11 protein-coding genes and 1 tRNA gene are annotated in these 19305 nt (G+C 48.9%); 5 read left to right on the top strand and 7 right to left on the bottom strand.

The features are described 5' to 3' along the window. Positions 1–100 precede the first annotated feature (100 nt). The 7 genes from ABD880_RS10885 to pheS form a co-directional block, all read right to left on the bottom strand. On the bottom strand, positions 101–2128 hold the full coding sequence (locus ABD880_RS10885) for an OmpA family protein (protein WP_345165739.1): 2028 nt from the start codon (positions 2126–2128) through the stop codon (positions 101–103). Between the two features lie 26 nt (positions 2129–2154). After that, positions 2155–3099, bottom strand: coding sequence for a PorP/SprF family type IX secretion system membrane protein (locus ABD880_RS10880; protein ID WP_345165736.1), 945 nt, complete (start codon positions 3097–3099; stop codon positions 2155–2157). A 24-nt stretch (positions 3100–3123) separates the two neighbouring features. After that, on the bottom strand, positions 3124–8910 hold the full coding sequence (locus ABD880_RS10875; protein WP_345165733.1) for an ice-binding family protein: 5787 nt from the start codon (positions 8908–8910) through the stop codon (positions 3124–3126). Between the two features lie 888 nt (positions 8911–9798). Beyond that, complete coding sequence (locus tag ABD880_RS10870; protein ID WP_345165731.1) at positions 9799–10833, bottom strand: threonine aldolase family protein; 1035 nt, start codon at positions 10831–10833, stop codon at positions 9799–9801. 235 nt (positions 10834–11068) lie between these two features. Then, a tRNA-Asn gene (locus ABD880_RS10865) sits at positions 11069–11142 on the bottom strand. Positions 11143–11318: 176 nt separating this feature from the next. Further along, the gene (locus tag ABD880_RS10860; protein ID WP_345165728.1) at positions 11319–12185 is read right to left on the bottom strand and encodes a 3-hydroxyacyl-CoA dehydrogenase family protein; all 867 of its coding nucleotides are present in this window, start codon (positions 12183–12185) and stop codon (positions 11319–11321) included. 208 nt (positions 12186–12393) lie between these two features. Continuing rightward, positions 12394–13419 (bottom strand): phenylalanine--tRNA ligase subunit alpha, encoded by a 1026-nt coding sequence (gene pheS / locus ABD880_RS10855; protein WP_345165726.1) that lies wholly within the window; start codon positions 13417–13419, stop codon positions 12394–12396. Positions 13420–14361: 942 nt separating this feature from the next. On the opposite strand from pheS, the gene ABD880_RS10850 reads away from it, so the two are divergent. From ABD880_RS10850 to ABD880_RS10830, 5 genes are all read left to right on the top strand, one after another. Continuing rightward, complete coding sequence (locus tag ABD880_RS10850) at positions 14362–15192, top strand: LiaF transmembrane domain-containing protein (RefSeq protein ID WP_345165723.1); 831 nt, start codon at positions 14362–14364, stop codon at positions 15190–15192. Between the two features lie 19 nt (positions 15193–15211). After that, a complete protein-coding gene (locus ABD880_RS10845; RefSeq protein WP_345165720.1) occupies positions 15212–16288 on the top strand; it encodes a sensor histidine kinase in 1077 nt (358 codons plus the stop codon). Further along, positions 16285–17028 carry a LytR/AlgR family response regulator transcription factor gene (locus tag ABD880_RS10840; RefSeq protein WP_345165718.1) on the top strand — a complete coding sequence of 248 codons (744 nt, stop codon included), beginning with the start codon at positions 16285–16287 and terminating at the stop codon, positions 17026–17028. The genes ABD880_RS10845 and ABD880_RS10840 overlap by 4 nt, the downstream gene beginning before the upstream one ends. A gap of 254 nt (positions 17029–17282) precedes the next feature. Then, positions 17283–17897 carry a TetR/AcrR family transcriptional regulator gene (locus tag ABD880_RS10835; RefSeq protein ID WP_345165715.1) on the top strand — a complete coding sequence of 205 codons (615 nt, stop codon included), beginning with the start codon at positions 17283–17285 and terminating at the stop codon, positions 17895–17897. 5 nt (positions 17898–17902) lie between these two features. Continuing rightward, on the top strand, positions 17903–19282 hold the full coding sequence (locus ABD880_RS10830) for a TolC family protein (RefSeq protein ID WP_345165712.1): 1380 nt from the start codon (positions 17903–17905) through the stop codon (positions 19280–19282). Positions 19283–19305: the final 23 nt, after the last annotated feature.

Below are 19305 nucleotides of genomic sequence, written 5' to 3'. Positions count from 1 at the left end.
GGTATTGCTTGAAGGTGTGCTGAACAGAAACCTATCAAGTATAAAAAAAGCCCGCCTCTCTGATAGAGGCGGGCTTTTTAACTCATCTTAAGAAGAGTTGTTACTTTTTAAGAATCTTGAACTCTGTTCTACGGTTCAATTGGTGTTCTTCTTCTGAGCAGGTAACACCGTCTTTACACTTGTTAAGCAGACGGGTCTCACCGTATCCTTTGGCTACCAGACGGTCTGCCGCGATGCCTTTAGAAACAATGTAATCTACAGCGGCTTGGGCACGTCTCTGTGACAACAGATTATTATAAGCATCTGTCTGGCGGCTGTCTGTATGAGAACTCAACTCAATCTTGATGTTAGGGTTGTCAATTAAGGTCTGCACCAACTTGTCTAGCTCCAGAGCAGCGTCTGGTCTAATCTCATGCTTGTCCAGGTCATAGTAGATGTTCTCCACCAAGATAGGCTTGTTGATGGTATTGCGGTTTAGAACTAAGCCCAAACGCACCATGTCTACCACAGACTCACACTCTGGCGTGATGATGGCCGAGCGGGTAAGGTAGTTCACCTTGGTGGCTTTGATGTTGTATTGTACCCCGTCAAAGATCTCAAAAGAGAAGTTACCATCTGCATCTGAGTAGGTCACTGCTGCGGTGGTGTCTCCTACTTTATAGAGAGACACTTTAACGTTGCCCACCGGTAGTTCTTTGAAGACGCCAGGAGTTTCCTGTACTTTTTCAAAAGTCTTACCAGAAAGCTTACATGGTTGAGGATAGTAGCTGAAAGAGTAAATGTCATCCGTTCCGTCCATACTCTCGCGGTTAGAAGAAACGAAACCGGCATCCTTCTTCTCAAACAAGATTCCAAAATCATCTGCCGCCGAGTTCAATGGGTAGCGTAGGTTCTGGATGTTGGTCCAAGCGTCACCGGCACCTTCTGCAGAAAAGATGTCTAGTCCGCCCATGCCTTGGTGTCCGTCAGAGGAGAAGTGTAGTTTACCGGTTAGCTGGTCTACCACTGGAAACAGTTCGCGGCCCGGCGTGTTGATGGCATTACCCACGTTCACAGGTTTGGTCCAGAACGTGTGAACTTCTACCACTTCTTCGCCGTCCTTGTTTCTGGTGATGATACTGTTCAGCTGTTTAACGGTGTAGAAGATATCTGTCTGGCCAAGCGTGCCTGGCATGTCTGAGGCAAAATACAAGGTATCACCTGTCACTGATAAGGCAGGGTGGCCTACAGAATATTCACCTGGGTTGTTGAACGGGAATGGCTCTGGCTTGCTCCACTCTTCGCCTTCTTTCTTAGAGATGTACAGCTCTAGACGGTTCACGTAGTCTGCCGGGGCAGCAAAGCTCACCCAGCTGAATGGATCTGGGTTTACCGTCTTACTCTTACGTTTTAACTGGTTAATGCGCGTGAAGTAAATAGTCTGGTTGTCTGCTGAGAAAACGGCAGACCCGTTCTGGTACTCATTGAACAGGGGAGACGGTAGTAACTCTGCTTCCAGGAAACCAGCCGTGTCTCTTTTGCTGTAATACAGGGCTGAGTTTGGTTTACCCGTCCAGCCAGACGTGATGCTGTTTCTTCTTCCGTCCATGCGGTCAGAGGTGAACACAATACCACCTTTGTAGTTGGCTGGGCTAAAGTCTGTACTGCTGGAGTTCAAACCAGACAAGTTAGAAAGAGCGAAGGACTTAGGTCTGGCTACCCAGTTCTGGGCGTTCTCTGTGATGGCAATCAGCTTCATGGCCTTGGCCGTAGAGTCTGGCATCAATTCAGCGTAGTCCATGTACAACTGCTTGGCCTTGGCGTAATTGCCGTTCATGCGGGCTGCGTCGCCGTAATGCAGCAGGTTCTGCGGGTCGTAGTCTGGGAACGCTAGCATCTGCGAGTACCAGAACTCTGCCTCTTTGGCGTTGTTGAGACGACGGTAAGAGTCTGCCACCTTCGTCACAATGGGCATAGAGGGCTCTTGTAATTTAAGAGCGTCTTTGTAGGATTGAATAGCTAAGGCAAACTCCAGGTTGGAGTAATGCGTGTCAGCTCTTTTCAGCTCTTTTTTCTGAGCCATGGCCCCCTGAGAAAACATCATCAGGGCGGGCAGCGCAAGGAGAATTAATAAAATGCGATACTTCATGGATAATTACGAAGGTTTCCCCCCGACTAAAAATGACGAATAGTTAAAGAAGGAGTATCATCTTTTTTGTAGAAGAGAAGTCCTACAGAGAATTCATGCGTAGCGTGGCCTTTGAAGCTGTTCATAGACATGTCATTGGCGTAGCCTACTTTTATCTTTGGCGTCACATAGATTTCTGCCATGTACGCCCAGGCGTTCTCTGTAGAAGTAGGAGCTTCTTCTCCGTTTTTAGAAGAAAGAAGTTGCATTGAACGGCGGTACGTGCCTCCTAGCCAAAGACGGTCTCCAAATAGGAAGAATGCATTCAAGTCAATGTTGGTAGGGCTCTTGAAATCTTCTTTTACCAGGAAGCTAGGCTTGAATTTAATCATGCGGCTAATGTCAAACACATACCCAGAAGTCACAAAATAATGACGGTTGGGAGAGAAGGCAAAGTCCTTAGAAGTAGGGATTAGGTTTGAGGCAGAAACCCCTGCATAGAACCTCTCTGTATTATAGAACAAGCCTGCTTTAGCGTCTGGCAGCATCTTAGTCTCCTTGGTGTTAGGAACCGCCACGTCTAAGTCATTATCCATCATTCTAAGTTTGGTGCCGTCAACATAATGTTGGGCTATGCCCGCCGCAAGGCCAAAGGCTAGGCGAGAACGCTCGCCTACCTTGATCCCTACAGAGGCGCTGGCCATAATGCTTTTCTGGCCTTGTGCTCCAATCTCATCATTCATCAATTGCAGGCCTAACCCCACTGTCTCATTGTAAGCGCCGTCAACGGCCAACGTTTGAGTTTTAGGAGAACCCTCAACGCCAGTCCACTGGCTTCTGAACAAGCCGTTGACGTTGATGATGCCTTTGCTGCCCGCGTATGCCGGGTTAATGGCCAGTCCATTAAATATGTACTGGGTATGGTATGCACTCTGCTGGGCGCTAGCTGTATAGGCCCAGAAGAATAGCAAGGGTAAAAGTATCTTTTTCATATCTACTGATTTTCCTTTCCTGTATTACCGTATGATCATCATATACCCTCGCTTAGCTCTCATGACACCGTCACAATCTTTTACATTCAAGATGTAGAAGTAGGTGCCTTCGCTAAGCTCGCCGCCGGTCCAAGTGTTCATGTAGCCTTTGGTGCGATATACTTCAGATCCCCAACGGTTCATAATCACTAATTCATTCTCAGGATAGCTTTCAATGTGCTTGATCTTCCAAGTGTCATTGACGCCGTCTCCGTTTGGAGTAAGGACGTTGGCAAAGTCAAGCTGGGCTTGCGCCTGGGCTGGGTTTGCCAAGATGGTTGCCTCTGCGCTGCTACAAGCAGAGTTTCCTATGGTGTTGATGGCCTTAACCTTCACTTCTCTTGATGGCTCATTAGCAGGAACGGCTACTAGGATGCGGCTACCTGTTTTATCACCAATGATCTGCCAGTTGCCTGGAGTGGTCCAAACGTATCCGCCAGCGTTTCCATCAACAGTGAATTCTAAGAAACCACATTTAGGAACATATCTGAGGTTAGCTGGTGCTGGAGGCGTATCATACACAGACAGTAAAAGCGTGCTTGGTATGCTGGTATTACAGATACCTTTTGCTACTACTCTCAAAGTGGCTGGTTTTGTGCCAGAGATTACTTTAAGAGTCTCAGTGCCATTTCCTGAAACAATTGACCATCCTGAGTTGGCAGGAGCGTCCAGTGTCCATTCATACGTGTCAATGCCGGCAATTTTACCAATTCTGTATTCTACTTGCTCATTGCTGCAAAGCTGCGTCAGACCCAAGATAGATCCTAAGGACGCTGGGGTTTCACTGTTAATGGTAACATCTAGCGTGCTGGCGCCACTAGGGCCACAACCATTGATCGCTCTTACTTCAATCTTACCAGGATTTGGTCCTGAGGTTACTGTAATAGAAGCTGTGTTTTTACCTGCAGTAATGATCCAGCCAGCTGGAACTACCCAATCATAAGAGATAGCTGTCTCAATTGGATCAATTGAATAAACCAACCCTGGCGTGTTGATACAGATGCCTTCCTTCGCAGCGAATTTGATTGGGCCTGGAGCTGGAGATGGAGAAATAGAGGTGGTGACGGCAAGAGTGCTTACCTCACTGCTTCCGCAGGCGTTTTGCGCTTTTACGGTTATCTCTCCATTGTTGCTACCTACTGTTACTTTAATGGTGTTAGTGCCTTGGCCCGTGAACGTCCAGCCGGTTGGTACCGTCCAGAAATAGCCGGTAGCGCCGGTCACAGCTGCAACGGTATAGGTTTCATTAGCTGAGCCTAAACATACGTTCGGCTTGCCAGTGATAACCTCTGGTCTTGCAGGAGTAGAAATGGTGTTTACCACCATAGTCTTGGCTGCACTGGCTCCACAGCCATTGGCAGCTGTTACAGCGATGGTTCCACCTTCAGTACCGGTAGTTACCGTGATAGAGGTAGTACCTTGACCAGCGGTGATTTCCCATCCTGTTGGTACTGTCCAGTTGTATCTGGTAGCTCCTGTAACATTTCCAACGGTGTATACAATCCCGGTTACGTTCACGCAAGGGGTAATTGGACCGGTTACTGTAGTAGGTGCCGGAGGAATCACGCCTGTCACTTGTACGCCTAACGTGCTGGCAGTGCTTACGCCGCAACCGTTGGCTGCAATGACAGAGATGTTACCGGCCGTAGCTGATGGTTGAACGGTAATGCGGTTGGTGCCCTGACCTGTCAAGATTAACCAGCCAGATGGCAGTGTCCAGTTGTAGCTAGAGGTATTGGCAATGGCGTCAACCTTGTATTCTACTTCTGTCTCACCGGCGCAGACTACCTGGTTACCTGTAATGGCCAACGGTGCAGATGGAGCTACGCTAGCAGTCTTCACTTCTAGAACAGCTGCCTCACTGAAGCCACATTCATTTCCTGCTCTAACTGTAATCTCACCAGCGTTGGTGCCGGCTTGTACGGTGATGCTGGTAGTGCCTTGGCCCGTAAACGTCCAGCCCAACGGAACTGTCCAAACATAAGAGGTAGCGCCTGGCATGGTTGGTACCACGTATTTGTTGCCTGTACTGTTGTTACAAGGCAGTGATTCACCTGCAATGGCAATTGGTTTGGTTGGGATGATGTTTGGTTTAACGGCGTAGGTGCTAGCGGCACTGTTGCCGCAATTGTTTACAGCGGTTACCGCTATGTTACCGGCCGCTTTGCCTACTGTTACTGTAATGGTGGTAGTACCTTGTCCTGATGTGATGATCCAATCTGCTGGTACTGTCCAGTTGTAAGAGGTGGCACCGTTCACAGGAGGAACAATATAAGAAACGCCTTGCTCTGTCTCGCAAACGGCAGTAGTAGCTGCCAGGATGTTGCCTGGTTTAGGAGGCGTGCCTGTGGTAGGGGCTACGTTGAGTTCGCTTTCTGTGCTCTCTCCGCAACCGTTCACTGCTCTTACTTTGATTTTACCGCTGGTGCTACCTACTTTCACAGAGATAGAGTTGCCAGCCGTGCTCTGGGTGTATGTCCAGCCGCTAGGCAAGGTCCAGATGTAAGACGTAGCACCTGTTACCGCAGCAACAGAATACTCTACGTTTTCATTGCCAGCGCAAAGGTTCACAGAGCCAGAGATGGCACCCGGTGCGCCTGGAGCAACCTTGCTTGTTACTACCTGAATCACTTTTGCCGAGCTTTGACCGCAGTTGTTAGTGGCTACCACAGAGATTTCTGCTGGAGCAACACCTGCTTTTACCTTGATAGAAGCAGTTCCTTGGCCAGATGTAATGCTCCAGTCGCTACCTCCGTTGATAGTCCAGGTATAACCCGTTACGTTGGTCATGCCGGTAACGGTATAAGTAATGTTAGACTCAAGCTCGCAGACTGCCGTACGACCCACAACTGTCACTGGCGTGGCAGGAGGAACGGTAGCTGGTTGAACCGTAGTGCTGCTTGCGTCACTTAAACCGCAACCGTTTCTTGCTTTCACAGACACAGTGCCTGAGCCAGTACCAATGGTTACTTTGATAGAGGTGGTTCCCTGGCCGGCCGTGATGGCCCAGTCGCCGGTTACTGTCCACTCATACGCCGTGGCGCCAAAGATTGGATCTACTGAGAAGGAAACGTTCTGCTGGTTAACGCAAGGGGCGATAGGAGTGGTGGTAATGAAACCAGGAGCCGGGGTAGGTGCCGTAGAAACAATCACTGACAACGTAGCCGCTACACTTTCACCGCAATTGTTGAGAGCAAATACTCTTACAGATCCGTTGTTGTTGGTTGGGTTTACTTTAATAGAGGTAGTTCCCTGGCCAGACACGATAGTCCAGTTGGCCGGTACTTCCCATCTGTAGCCAGTGGCATCTGTACCAGCAGTTACAGTGTACACTACCTCTCTGTCTGTCACACAAAGGCTGTTGCTACCGGCAATGGCCAATGGTTTCTCTGGGGCATTAAGGGTAGGCGTTACGGCTAGGGTTCTTTCTGCTCCTGCGCCGCAAGAGTTGTTGGCTACCACAGTTACATTGCCAGAAGCTGTTCCTGCTCTCACGGTAACGGTTGTGCCGTCAGCAGCGCCAGAGATTACCCAGCCTGCCGGGAATGTCCAGGTGTAAGACGTTGCACCTGCCACTGGTGAGATAGAGAATCTTAGGTTCTGGTCTCCCGCACATGGCATAGTAGTGGTGGTGGTGATTTCGCTTGGACGAGCAGGTTTGTTTAGTGGAGTGATGGTGATGCTCTTTTCAGCACTCTGACCGCACGTGTTTAGGGCACTTACCGTAAGCGTTCCGGTCACTACTGAGCTGGCCACTCTAATTCTAACGGTAGCAGTACCTTGTCCATCTACTATGGCCAGGCCGCCGGCTACTTTCCAGAAATAGCTAGATGCTCCTTGAACGGCTCCTACGGTGTAGGTGTAGATTTCACCGGTTGGAGAAGCACATGGCGTCAGCGGGCCGTCTATGGTAGAAGGCGCTGTTTTTACCGTTGGTGTTACTACTAGCGAAGTGGTGCTACTGGTACCGCAACCGTTGATGCCGGAAACAGTGATAGAGCCAGCTGCTGGGCCAACTTCTACTTTAATAGTGTTAGTTCCTGCACCTTCTAAAATCTTCCAGCCTGTTGGAAGGGACCAGTTGAAATAAGTAGCGCCTGTCTCACTAGAAACGCTATATTCTGCTGTCTCACCAGTACATGGAGCCGGGCTTCCGGTAATGGAAGTGGCTGCTGTTGGAGAGGCAGAAGAAGGTAATACGTTTAAGATGCTTTTCTCACTAGGTCCGCAAGGGTTTACGGCTCGAACAGAGATCTCTCCCGCTCCGGTTCCTACTGTGACAGTGATGGAGTTAGTACCTGCACCCGCGGTGATAGTCCAACCCGTTGGCACTACCCACGTGTAAGAGGTGGCGTTAGGGATAGGTGCTACGGTGTAGGTAACATTCTGAGTTCCTGCGCAAGGATTGTTGGTGCCGTTACTAGCAGTAATGACCCCTGGCGCCGGTGACGGGCTGGTGGTAACTGTTATGGCTTTGCTAACTGGTGCGCTCAGTCCACAGGTATTACCTGCGGTAACTGATATGGAGCCACCGTTTGGACCAGCAAGCACTTTAATAGTAGAACCTGAGGAATTACCCACAATTCTCCAACCATCTGGAATAGTCCAGTTATATTGAGTCGCAACTTTGATGCTGGTAACACTATAGGTATGTTCTGTATCTACACAGACAGCTGAAGGGCCAGTGATCTCAGTTGGGTCAGACGGGGCTACGCAAAGCGTCACCGTATATTCATTGTTTTCACGTACCTCATCTAAGCCGTCCCCCTGAATAGTAGCTGTATTTACAAGGTTGGCTAAGGCCTGGTCGTTGATTTGATAAGTTATTCTAAAAGTGTAAGTAGCACCAGATGCTAAACTAGGGATGTTCCACTGTTTAGTAGAGTTGGTATATGTTGTTCCTGCAGGGGGTATGTTGTTGGCAGGGTTAGTATCTAAAGTCAAACCTGTATTCTGCAAAGCTACCCGTACGTTAGACTCATCAATGGGGCCGTTGTTTTTGGCTATCACCGTGTACGTCACGGTGTTGCCTACAAAATAGTTGCCTTGAGCGTTGCCAGCGCTCTTGGTCATGGTCACTTCCAGATCCGTAGGAATGGTGATGTTATTACTAAGTAAGCTAATGCTTCCGCCGTGAGTTAATAAACGGCCAAATACAGCTGCGCTACTGCCCGCAGTGATATCTCCCTGCGATAAGAGTGTACCTCTAAAAGTAGAGAATGAGCCTATGTTGCTGGTTCCTGCCACCTGCCAGAAAATGCTCTTGATACGCGGCTGCGCTCCTCCTTCTAAAAGCTCTACCTTCGCAAAGGAGTTTACCTTCAAATTTCCTTTTACTTGGAAAATGAACACCGCATTAGGATTGCCTCCGTTATCTAGGACAAGGTTGCCTGTTAAGTTGGCATCCCCTTCAAACCGATAAACTCCAGGAGTTAATACTTTGCCTCCCAAGTCTTGGCCTGTTAGGGTTTGAGTGGGAGTTTGACCTGCGGCTTGGGTATAAGCAAGGACTAAGTCTGCCTGGGCTGCTATGGCGTTGGGCGTGTTAATCTCTTTGGTGCCAATAACAATGCCTGGCGGAAACCCTGTGAAAACATCACTTGGGGCAACACCAGCATTTCCGTTGATTTTAGTATCTCCTGTACTAGTAACACCCGTCTTGGCGAGCGTAGTAAACGGAAAGGCCTTACCTAAAGCCGGAGCCGTAGTCTGGGCCTGGCCAGTAAATGTGAAATAAGAAAGGAGAAGTGCGAGGAGTAGAAGTTTTCTCATGCAGTAAGCGGTTTGACAAACGGGCAGTGTCTTGCGTTATAAGTGGTTAAGTATTAATAAATGCAATTTAAAAAAGGTTACACTTAAGACACAAAATTGGCAAAAAAATTCCACAAAGAATAATTGAATTATTCAATTGACCTAAAATAGATTTTATAACACCAAAAAATATCTGTCCGGAACCTGGGAAAATGGTAAAAGTATTTAGTTTGTATAGCAATAGTTATATTTTAGGTGGTATACAGCTAGTGCTATGTTGTTGTGATAAACTGATATGAAAATGTATATATCTATGTGATAATATAGTAAAAAATCTATTTTTATATCGTATTCATTATTGCCTTTGTGGCTTGGGTAATCTGCCCTTTTATGCTGCCTGTTGTGTCTAAAATTATATTGTTTTATTTCAGAAAGTGTTGCTGTGGTAAAGAAGCCAAATATTGACTTCTGCCAGATTCTTTGCCTTGCTTTTAGCCTGTTTTCTAGAAAGTAGTGCAAAATCAGAATTCACCTTAAATAGATGCTGCCAAGATGCTAGACCGCTAAAAAGTTTGCATCTTTTAAAATAAAATCTTGCCTTGGCTAGAATGTCTGGCATAAATAACGCTAGACATAGTAGGTAAATAGTGCTTAGGAGTTGGTGAATGGTTGTTGTCAATAGGAGAACCGCGCATTTGCAGAGTAGCGCGAAAGGGCAGGAGTTAGTCAGGCTATTTGCTTTGTGACGAGTGCAAAGCAGAGTATAACCTAAACCTTGTTCGATAACAAGGATAGGTCCTGGAATGATAAGGGAAAGAGGCCTTTCTTAAAGGTTGAGTACTCAATGTGTAAGCAACTGCGTTTTTGGCCCATATTCCTGAAAACAAGCCAAAAACGCAGTTGTTTCTTTTAGTTGCGTGAAAGTTGTTCCACTTCCTTTAAAAACAAGTCTACTTCTGTCTGCGGCGTTGCCCAGGAAGTGATTAACCTCACCGCCGACATGCCCTCTCCGGTTTTTCGCCAGACAAAGAACCCATACTTTTTGTTCAGCTCAGCAATGAGGGTGTCTGGCAGGATGGGAAAAATTTGGTTGGTCTGGGCGGGTGTTAAAAAGGCATAGCCCAACTCCTGGAAACGTGCGGCCATCTGCTGGGCCAACTCATTCGCGTGTTTACCCAGTTTGAATAGAAGGTCATCTCGTAATAGCTCCGCGAACTGCGCCCCAAACAAGCGTCCTTTGGCCATGAGGGCCCCGCGTTGCTTAATATAGTATTTGAAGTCCTTCTGAAGCGCCGGGTTGGCCAAGACGATGGCCTCTCCTATGAGGCCGCCGCACTTGGTGGCACCCAAGTAGAAAACATCGGTGAGGTGGGCAATGTCTGCCATCGTGAGGTCATTGCTGGGGGCTGATAAGGCCATAGCCAGACGCGCGCCGTCCATGAACAAGAGCAAGTTGTTCTGCCGACAGAAAACAGATAGGTCTGTCAGTTCCTGTTTGGTGTAAATAGTGCCAATCTCTGTGGAGTTGGAGATGTAGACCATTCTGGGCTTTACCGTATGGAATTCAGGGAACTTGTTCAACAGCGGCTGAATGAGAGCTGGCGTGAGCTTGCCGTCTGGCGTAGGAACGGTTTCAATCTTATGGCCGGTGGCTTCAATGGCACCAGCCTCATGGTTGTTGATGTGCCCCGTCTCGGCGGCAACCACAGATTCATAGGATTTCATGAAAGCACTAAGCACGATGAGATTGGCCAATGTGCCGCCAGCAACCAAGTGCACGTCTATGTCGGGGTTTCGGCAGAGTGCTCTAATGGCCGCCACGCTTTCCAAAGTAGCTTCGTCATTGCCGTAGCCCGGCTGTTGTGATAAGTTGGTTTCGGTTAGCCTGCGCAGGATGTTGGGGTGGCAGCCTTCGCTGTAATCATTGGTGAAGCTATAGATCATGACGGTTTTCTAAAGTAGGTAAAGTCTCTACCAAAGATACGGCAGTAGCTGAATCTGCAAACAAGGTTTGTGCAGAACGAGCCAGAGATGTTGCACGTGGAAACAGAGGAGATAAAGCGAGGGAAAGGGCTTTGCGTGGAGCGGAAGTATGAAACAGAAGAAGGCGGGAAAAGTAGTTCAACTTACAAATCCCTATAAAACAAGAAAAGCCATCATTTCTGATGGCTTTCTGTTGCTCCCCCTCTTGGGCTCGAACCAAGGACCCCATGATTAACAGTCATGTGCTCTAACCGACTGAGCTAAGGAGGAGTTTACTATTTCGCTACCGTGGTGTTGAATAGTGATGCAAAAGTAATGGGTGAAGTGTGATTACGCAAGCATTGCCCAATAAAATTTTCTCTTAATTGGTAACTGCCTGAAAATGAAAACAGAAATTTTCTCGTTTTTGGCCTCTTTTCCAGAAAATAGGCCAAAAACGGCCTCGCTTATTTTATGGCAGGGTAGTCGTAGAAGCCTTTGCCGGTCTTGCGGCCGTGGTGCCCCGCGTCTACCTTTTGCTGTTGCCAACGGCTAGGCCTGAACTTAGGGTCATAATGGAAGGCCTCAAACATGGCGCTGGTGACCGAGAAGTTGGTGTCTACGCCAATCAGGTCCATGAGCTGGAACGGGCCCATCTTAAACCCAGAGGCCTGCATCAATCTGTCAATGCCTTCATAGCTGGCCACGCCTTCTTCCAGTAGCTTTAAACTCTCCACGTAGAAATGACGGGCCACCCGGTTCACTATAAAACCCGGCGCATCCTGGGCCACCACCGGCGTCTTGCCAAGTTTAACGGCCAGTTCTTTCATAAGCTGGGTTACCTCTGGGGCAGTAGCTGCACCTGAAATCACTTCTACCAACTTCATAATGGTAGCCGGATTGAAGAAATGCAATCCTACAACGCGTTCAGGCTTTTCAACTTTGGCGGCAATGCGCGTAATAGGCAAAGAAGAGGTGTTGGAGGCCAGAATGGTGGTGGCCGGGTTTTGGTCGGCTATCTCATTCAAGATGCTGTGTTTGACGTCCAGGCGCTCTATGACGGCCTCAATCACCACTTGGGCTACCACCTGCAAGACGTCTGTGGTAAACGTAAGTCGTTCCCAGATTTGGGTTTGCTGCTCTGCGGTCAGTTTGCCTTTCTCCACCAGCGTAGCCAGTGACTTTTCAGTAGTTGTTTTGGCTTTTTCCAGCACCGTTCCATTGATGTCATACAGCACCGTCTGAAAACCACTCTGGGCGCACAATTGCGCAATTCCCTGGCCCATGGTGCCCGCGCCAATCACGGCTATGGTTTTAATATCTTCTAAGGTCATAAAGTCAAATTTGGAGATTTGAAGTTGTGAAAATTTGAAAATGGAAGAAAGCCTGTAAAGTAGAAAATCCGTTTTTAGCCTGTTTTCTAGAAATCAAGCCAAAAACGGATTCTATTTTAAGTGATGTGTGATAGTTTGAATATAGATAGAGGAGCTTTTAATGAAGTCAGTTTCAAATCTCCTCATCTCCAAATTTTCAAATCTGTAATTACATCCCAGTAAACTGTCTCAAGAAGCGCACGTCGTTCTCAGTAAACAGGCGCAGGTCTTTGATCTGGTACTTGAGCATGGTGATGCGCTCAATGCCCATCCCAAACGCGAAGCCAGAGAACTCCTGTGAGTCAATGCCGCAGTTCTCCAGCACGTTGGGGTCCACCATGCCGGCGCCGCCAATCTCTACCCAGCCAGAGCCTTTGCAGATGTTACAGCCCTTGCCTTTGCAGATGTGGCAGGTAATGTCAATCTCAGCGCTAGGCTCAGTGAACGGGAAGAACGACGGTCTGAACCTGATCTTAGTATCCTGCCCAAACAACTCCTGCACGAAGTAGTATAAAGTGTCCTTCAGGTCTTTGAAGCTTACGTTGCGGTCGATGTACAAGCCCTCAAACTGGTGGAACATGCAATGCGCGCGCGCCGAGATGGCCTCGTTCCGGAAAACGCGTCCCGGCGACAACGTTCTGATTGGCGGTTTCTGATGCTCCATTACGCGCACCTGCACGGTAGAGGTGTGCGTTCGCAACAGCATGTCTGGGTTCTTGCTCAGGAAGAACGTGTCCTGCATGTCGCGGGCCGGGTGGTTGTCCGGGAAGTTGAGCGCAGAGAAGTTGTGCCAGTCGTCCTCCATCTCCGGGCCTTCCGAGACATTAAAGCCAATGCGTTCAAAAATCCGGATGATCTGCTCACGCGTGCGCGCCAACGGGTGACGAGCGCCCAAGGCATTGGGCACCGGCGGCAAGGTGAAGTCCAGGCCGGCCAACACGTCTGGCGTACTGCTTTGCTCCAACTCCTCCTGCCGGGCGTCCAACTTCTGCTGGGCCAACTGCTTAAGCTGGTTCAGCTCCTGGCCCACCTGCTTGCGCAGTTCTGGGGCCACGGTTTTTATCTCGTCAAACAAAGCGGCAATGCTCCCTTTTCGGCTCACAAAGGTGTTCTTGAAAGCCTCCAGTTGCTCCTTGTTCTCTATCTCAAAGGCTTCTACCTCTTGCGTCAGTCTCTTGATGTTCTCGAATAGCATAGCACAAAGATAAAGAAGTAAGCGTGAATGTTGTTATAGTCTCGAGTCTTGAGTCGCGAGTCTAGAGTCAGGAATTCGTTTTTGGGCTGTTTCCTGGGAATTAGGTTAAAAACGGATGTTGGCGCAGACGCTCGCAGGTCCTGCCGGACGCTACGAGGTCTTTTGAGCAACTGTAGACTGACATGGCCAGCAGAAGAAGGATATGCGCAAGAGACAAGGCAGTGCCGTTGTCTCTACGATGAACTCCGCGCCAGCGCATGCAGGCGTTGCAACCCTTCAAACCGCAGTCCGCCCGCCCTTGACCGAGGGAAAAGAGACTGGTCAATTTAAGTCTCTTTGCCCGAGGGAGGAAGCAGTGGCCTGTCATATGGCATTGGCGTAAGTTCACCATGAAACGAATCACTTCTCACGGTGCACCACTTTGAGCCCCCGCCCTGTCTGAGCGGTCAGCGAGTTCGGGGGCTCTTGATTCTTTTGGTTACTTTTCTCATCAAGGAGAAAAGTGACAAGCCCGGGTAGAAAGTAAAATAAGTGCTAGTTGGAAAGGCGATGTTGGGAGGTAGAGGCGGAAATGGAATTTACCAGCTGAAGTTGTCATCCCCCTACCCCCTTCAAAGGGGGACAGAGCGAATTGGATGGCAGTTTGAGTCGTTGGTGAGAACACCAACAACGGCTGGCAGTTCGACCAGCTGGTGTAAACACCCCTCTGCGCTCCCCTCAAGGGGAGAATCCGCTCCATAGCAAATCTTCGTTTTCAGTCTAATTCCTAGAAAACAAGCCAAAAACGCCATTCACCGCCAGTCACCTACTTCGGTAAAAAAGTCTACCTTCATTCACCTACCAGAACCCGCCATTCACCTACTTTCTGCCAAGGCTAGCCTATTAGCCGTTGTGGCCGCTACACCAATGCTCTACATTTGAATCAACCTAACCACTAAAATTATGGAAACGAACGATATGAACACCTCAAAAAACTACAGTGGCTATGAGCCCACTAGAAACAACGGCGGCCGCGTGATGGCCGGGTTGCTCATTGTCTTGGTAGGCGTGGCCTTGCTGGCCAACCAACTATATGAACTACACCTGCCGCGTTGGGTTTTCTCCTGGAAGATGCTCTTGATCGTGATTGGTTTGTACACCGGCTTTAAGCACAACTTCAGAAACATCGGCTGGATTTTCCCCTTCGGAATAGGGCTGATATTTCTGCTCGACGATATTTATCCCACCCTCAACTTCAAACCGTATTTTTGGCCGGTGCTGTTGATTGGTTTCGGATTGTACATGATGTTGCGTCCAAGACACCAGTCCCCGGGCAAAGGATGGAAGAGTCCCACGCAGCCGTTGCCGGGAGCAGGAGCGGGGAGTGCCTATGCTTCTTCCTCCTATACAGCGCCTACGGCAGAAGAGGCCTTTGATCCCGCCACGGTGTCAAAAGATGATTACATCAATGGGACGGCCATCTTTGGCGGCATCAAGAAAAGCATCATCACCAAAAAATTCAAGGGCGGTCAGATTACCACGTTCTGCGGCGGCGCCGAGTATAACCTAACCCACGCAGACCTGCACGGCGAAGTAGTGATTGACGTGACCATGCTGTTTGGCGGCACCAAATTGGTAGTACCGGCAGACTGGAAAGTGCGCTCAGAAGTGGTGGCCATTTTTGGCGGGATTGACGAGAAGCGCTCCATGGTACAGCCTACGTTGCACGGCGACAAGGTCTTGATTTTAAAAGGGACCGTCCTCTTTGGTGGAATTGACATCAAAAGTTATTAATTGCAACTAGGTTGACCCTATGGAACTGTCCATCCAACCGCCGCTGCTACCTTCTACCAGATTAGACACCATGCCTTCGTTTAAAATCATACTACTGTACCTGGGCTGGGGCCTGCTGTGGGCGGTGGTGCAGACGCTGGTGTTGTATCAGTTTGGGTTTAGAGGGCAGGCGGTCATCATAGACGCGGTCTTGACCAATGTGCTCTTGCTAGGCAGTGGCTATGTCATGGCCACCGCCCTGCGGTACTACCAGCCAGAGCCCAAGCAGATTGCCTATCTGCTAGGCTGGAGCGCCGGATTAGCTAGTCTCACCATTTGGCTGTATTTGATGGGCATTGACTGGTTGCTAGACGGCCAAGCGGACTATCTGGCCTTTGTACACCAATCCTACCCCGTGCGGGTGGCGTTTGCCTGGCTCATGATTCTGTTCATTGTGTTGCAGAACTGGCTCTGGTACTATACCAAAGACAAGCAACAAGCCGAGGAACGCAAAGCCGCCACCGAGAAAATGGCCCGCGAGGCGGAGCTGTTCACCTTGCGCCAGCAACTGCAACCGCATTTTCTGTTTAACAGCCTCAACTCCATTAGTGCGTTGGTGAGAACCAAGCCAGATCTGGCCAAGCAGATGGTACAGCAGTTGTCAGATTTCTTGCGAGGCACATTGCGCAAAGACGGGCAGATGCTGATTCCCTTGTGTGATGAACTGCACCACCTGCAGATTTACCTGGAAATTGAAAAGGTAAGATTCGGGCACCGGTTGCAGACGCAGGTAAATTGTCCCGAAGAATGTAAAGACCTGCAACTGCCTTACCTCTTGCTACAGCCCATTGTGGAGAACGCCATCAAGTTTGGCCTGTATGACACGCTGGGCGATAGCCTCATTAAAATTACCGCCCATTGTGAAGACGGGTTATTGGTGGTCTCTACTGAGAATCCGTTTGAGGCCAGTTTGCTGGTGCCCAAACAGGGTACGGGCTTCGGGTTGGACTCAGTGCGCCGGCGCTTGTATTTGCTTTATGGGAGACAGAATCTGGTCAACACTAGGCAGCAAGAAGGCACCTTTATTACCACCGTTAAAATTCCGCAGAAAATATGATTAAGTGTCTGGTTATTGATGATGAACCCCTGGCCCGCACCATTGTCTGCGAGTACTTGCTTAAACACCCAGACATTGAGTTGGTGCAGGAGTGCAACAACGGGTTTGAAGGCGTGAAAGCCATCCAGCAGCACGCACCAGATTTAATTTTTCTGGACATCCAGATGCCTAAGATCAATGGGTTTGAGATGCTGGAACTGGTAGAGCAAGCGCCTGGTGTTATTTTCACTACCGCCTTTGACGAGTATGCCATCAAAGCGTTTGAGACCAACGCCGTAGACTACCTGCTTAAGCCCTTCACGCAGGAGCGCTTTGACGCTGCCATTAAAAAATGGCGCCAGAAACAAAGCCAGCCTGTCTCAGAAGCGGCCATTCCCAGCCTGCAAGAGATTACCAACAAACAGCCCGAAGAGCAACTGCGCATAGTAGTCAAGGTGAATAGTGACATAAGGATCATTCCGGTGCAGGACATTGAATACCTGGAGGCGTATGATGATTATGTAAAGATTCATACCAGTGCCGGCTGTTTCTTAAAGAAGAAGACTATGGGCTATTATGAGAACACGCTGGACGCCACCCAGTATGTGCGCGTGCATAGATCGTTCATGATTTCCTTGTCCCAACTTACCCGCATAGAACCTTTAGAAAAGGAAACCCACGTGGCCTTGCTCAAAAACGGAACCCGTGTCCCGCTCAGCAAAAGCGGCTATGCCCGCCTCAAAAGTGTTTTGGGTATCTAATGTCGTTTTTGGCTTGTTTTCCAGACAACAGGCCAAAAACGCATTCTATTTCATCCTCTAATTAGACCACTTCAGGCAACAAAGAAGGGCCCTGGTCAGATTCCTGCCTTCCGGCTGTATTGCCTTTGTTAGCTTTCCTTTTCAAAAAGCTCTCCTGCATCTAAGCCAGATTCTATATAGTTAAATAAAGTTGGCAGGAAACTTTGGAAACAAAAATAGTTTCCGGTAGGTTTGCCCTAGATTTGAAGGAACCTATGGACACGAGAGAAAGAATTTTGCAGGAGGCCTTGTTTTTATTCTTGCAACGCGGGATTAAGGCGGTCTCTATGGATGATGTGGCCACGCACCTGGGGGTTTCTAAAAAGACTATTTACAAGTGGTTCGCCAATAAGGATGAGTTGGTGTACGAATGCATGAACCAGCATATCTCTGGCATGGAGAATACCTGCTGCCAGGCCTTGGGCAATGCAAACAATGCCATGGAAGCCATGTTTCAGATAGTAGAGATGGTGCGGGGGCTTATGCGACAGGTGCATCCCACCATTTTCTATGATATACAGAAATACCATCCAGAGACCTGGAAGCTGTGGCAGAACCACAAGGACGGTTTCTTTTTAAAACAGACCAAAGAACATATTCAGAGAGGCATCAAAGAAAAGCTGTTCAGGGAAGACATTGACGTGGAGATTGTCTCCCGCCTCAGGTTAGCCGAGGTAGAAATGGGTTTCAACTCTGAGATTTACCCCGCCACCCAGTTTGACCTTCAGAAAGTTCAGATTGCCCTGCTAGAACATTACATCTTAGGACTGGCCACCATCAAAGGGCACAAGCTGGTTAATCAATACAAACAGATCACCGAAGAAGAATAAACCCTATGAAAAATTTACCCAAAGTTGGCAGACTCCTCTTCTGCTGGCTGCTTTTAACACTGCTTTCCACCACCTCCAGTTGGGCGCAGGGCCAAGCCTTTACCTTAAAGGAAGCCATTGACTACGCGCTGCAAAATAGGGTCAGCTTAAAAGTGCTTCGTAACCAGGAGCAGATTGACAAAGCCAAAGTGGGTGAGGTGCGGTCCATTGGCCTTCCGCAGGTAAACGCCGGCGTTGACATCAACAACAACTTTGTTCCACAGAAATCCAAGGTGCAGTTTCCGGGGCAGGAAGAGCCTCAGATCATCTCATTTGCTCAGCCCTGGACGGGCAACGCCCTTCTTTCTGGTTCTCAGCTTTTATTTGATGGCTCTTATTTGATAGGCCTTAAAGCGGCCTCTACCTACACGCAACTTTCTAAGAAGAACACGGAACAAGGCGAGATTGAGGTAGCAGAGCAGGTGACAAAAGCCTATTACAGCGTTTTAGTGGCCAGTGAGCAGATCAAACTCTTAGACCAGAATCTGTCCCGCTTAGACACGCTGTTGCGCCAAACCAGCATCATGAACAAAAACGGGTTTGTGGAGAAGTTGGACGTAGACAGACTAAAAGTAAGCCTGAACAATCTGAGAATTGACCGCGACCGCGCGCAACGCTTGCAAGAGCTAGGGGAACAGTTGCTCAAGTTTCAGATGGGGCTTCCGCAGAACCAATCTATCTTATTGGTAGACCAATTGAATGAAAATACCCTGGTCTCCACCACACCCACAGCAAACGCCAATGGGTTCAATTATGCTAATAGAATAGAGTACTCTATCCTTGAAACCCAGAGAAGTCTAGCACTGCTGAACCAGCGCAATATAAAGGCAGGCTACTTTCCAAGGCTGGTGTTGACAGGTGCCTATGGGTACAACAGCAATGAAACCTCCTTTTCCAACCTGGCCAGGGTAAGAGCCGCAGAAAATGCCGGCCTTAACCGCAACTGGTTTGACTATGGAGTGGTAGGCCTTGGGTTGCAGGTGCCTATTTTTGACGGCTTGCGCAAAAGCTACCAGGTACAGCAGTCTAAACTGCAGTTAGAAAACGTCAAACTAGGGTTTGAGCAACTGCAACAGTCCATAGACTTGCAATTACGGCAGTCAGATTTGACAGTCTCTAATACATTGAGCGTGCTAAGGGCACAGCGCCAGAATATGGAGCTAGCCGAGGAGATTGCCCGCGTAAGCCGCATAAAATACCAGCAGGGGGTAGGGTCAAATTTAGAGGTAATTACAGCCGAGACGGATTTACGCGCGGCGCAGACCAATTATTACACAGCTCTCTATGACGCCTTGATTGCCCAGGTAGACGCAGACAGAGCCACCGGCGCCCTTTTGGTTAAATAGATTCCTTTCAGAGATACAAGACA

Source organism: Nibribacter koreensis (assembly GCF_039541795.1).
GTDB classification, from domain to species: Bacteria; Bacteroidota; Bacteroidia; order Cytophagales; family Hymenobacteraceae; genus Nibribacter; species Nibribacter koreensis.
This window is presented reverse-complemented; position numbering and strand designations above follow the sequence as displayed.

Bases quoted from the DNA above. Each gene is read 5' to 3' on its own strand.
- ABD880_RS10845 (WP_345165720.1), top strand. From the start codon at position 15,212: ATGGAACTGTCCATCCAACCGCCGCTGCTACCTTCTACCAGATTAGAC.
- pheS (WP_345165726.1), bottom strand. From the start codon at position 13,419: ATGCTATTCGAGAACATCAAGAGACTGACGCAAGAGGTAGAAGCCTTT.
- ABD880_RS10875 (WP_345165733.1), bottom strand. From the start codon at position 8,910: ATGAGAAAACTTCTACTCCTCGCACTTCTCCTTTCTTATTTCACATTT.
- ABD880_RS10835 (WP_345165715.1), top strand. From the start codon at position 17,283: ATGGACACGAGAGAAAGAATTTTGCAGGAGGCCTTGTTTTTATTCTTG.
- ABD880_RS10850 (WP_345165723.1), top strand. From the start codon at position 14,362: ATGGAAACGAACGATATGAACACCTCAAAAAACTACAGTGGCTATGAG.
- ABD880_RS10870 (WP_345165731.1), bottom strand. From the start codon at position 10,833: ATGATCTATAGCTTCACCAATGATTACAGCGAAGGCTGCCACCCCAAC.
- ABD880_RS10840 (WP_345165718.1), top strand. From the start codon at position 16,285: ATGATTAAGTGTCTGGTTATTGATGATGAACCCCTGGCCCGCACCATT.
- ABD880_RS10860 (WP_345165728.1), bottom strand. From the start codon at position 12,185: ATGACCTTAGAAGATATTAAAACCATAGCCGTGATTGGCGCGGGCACC.
- ABD880_RS10830 (WP_345165712.1), top strand. From the start codon at position 17,903: ATGAAAAATTTACCCAAAGTTGGCAGACTCCTCTTCTGCTGGCTGCTT.
- ABD880_RS10880 (WP_345165736.1), bottom strand. From the start codon at position 3,099: ATGAAAAAGATACTTTTACCCTTGCTATTCTTCTGGGCCTATACAGCT.
- ABD880_RS10885 (WP_345165739.1), bottom strand. From the start codon at position 2,128: ATGAAGTATCGCATTTTATTAATTCTCCTTGCGCTGCCCGCCCTGATG.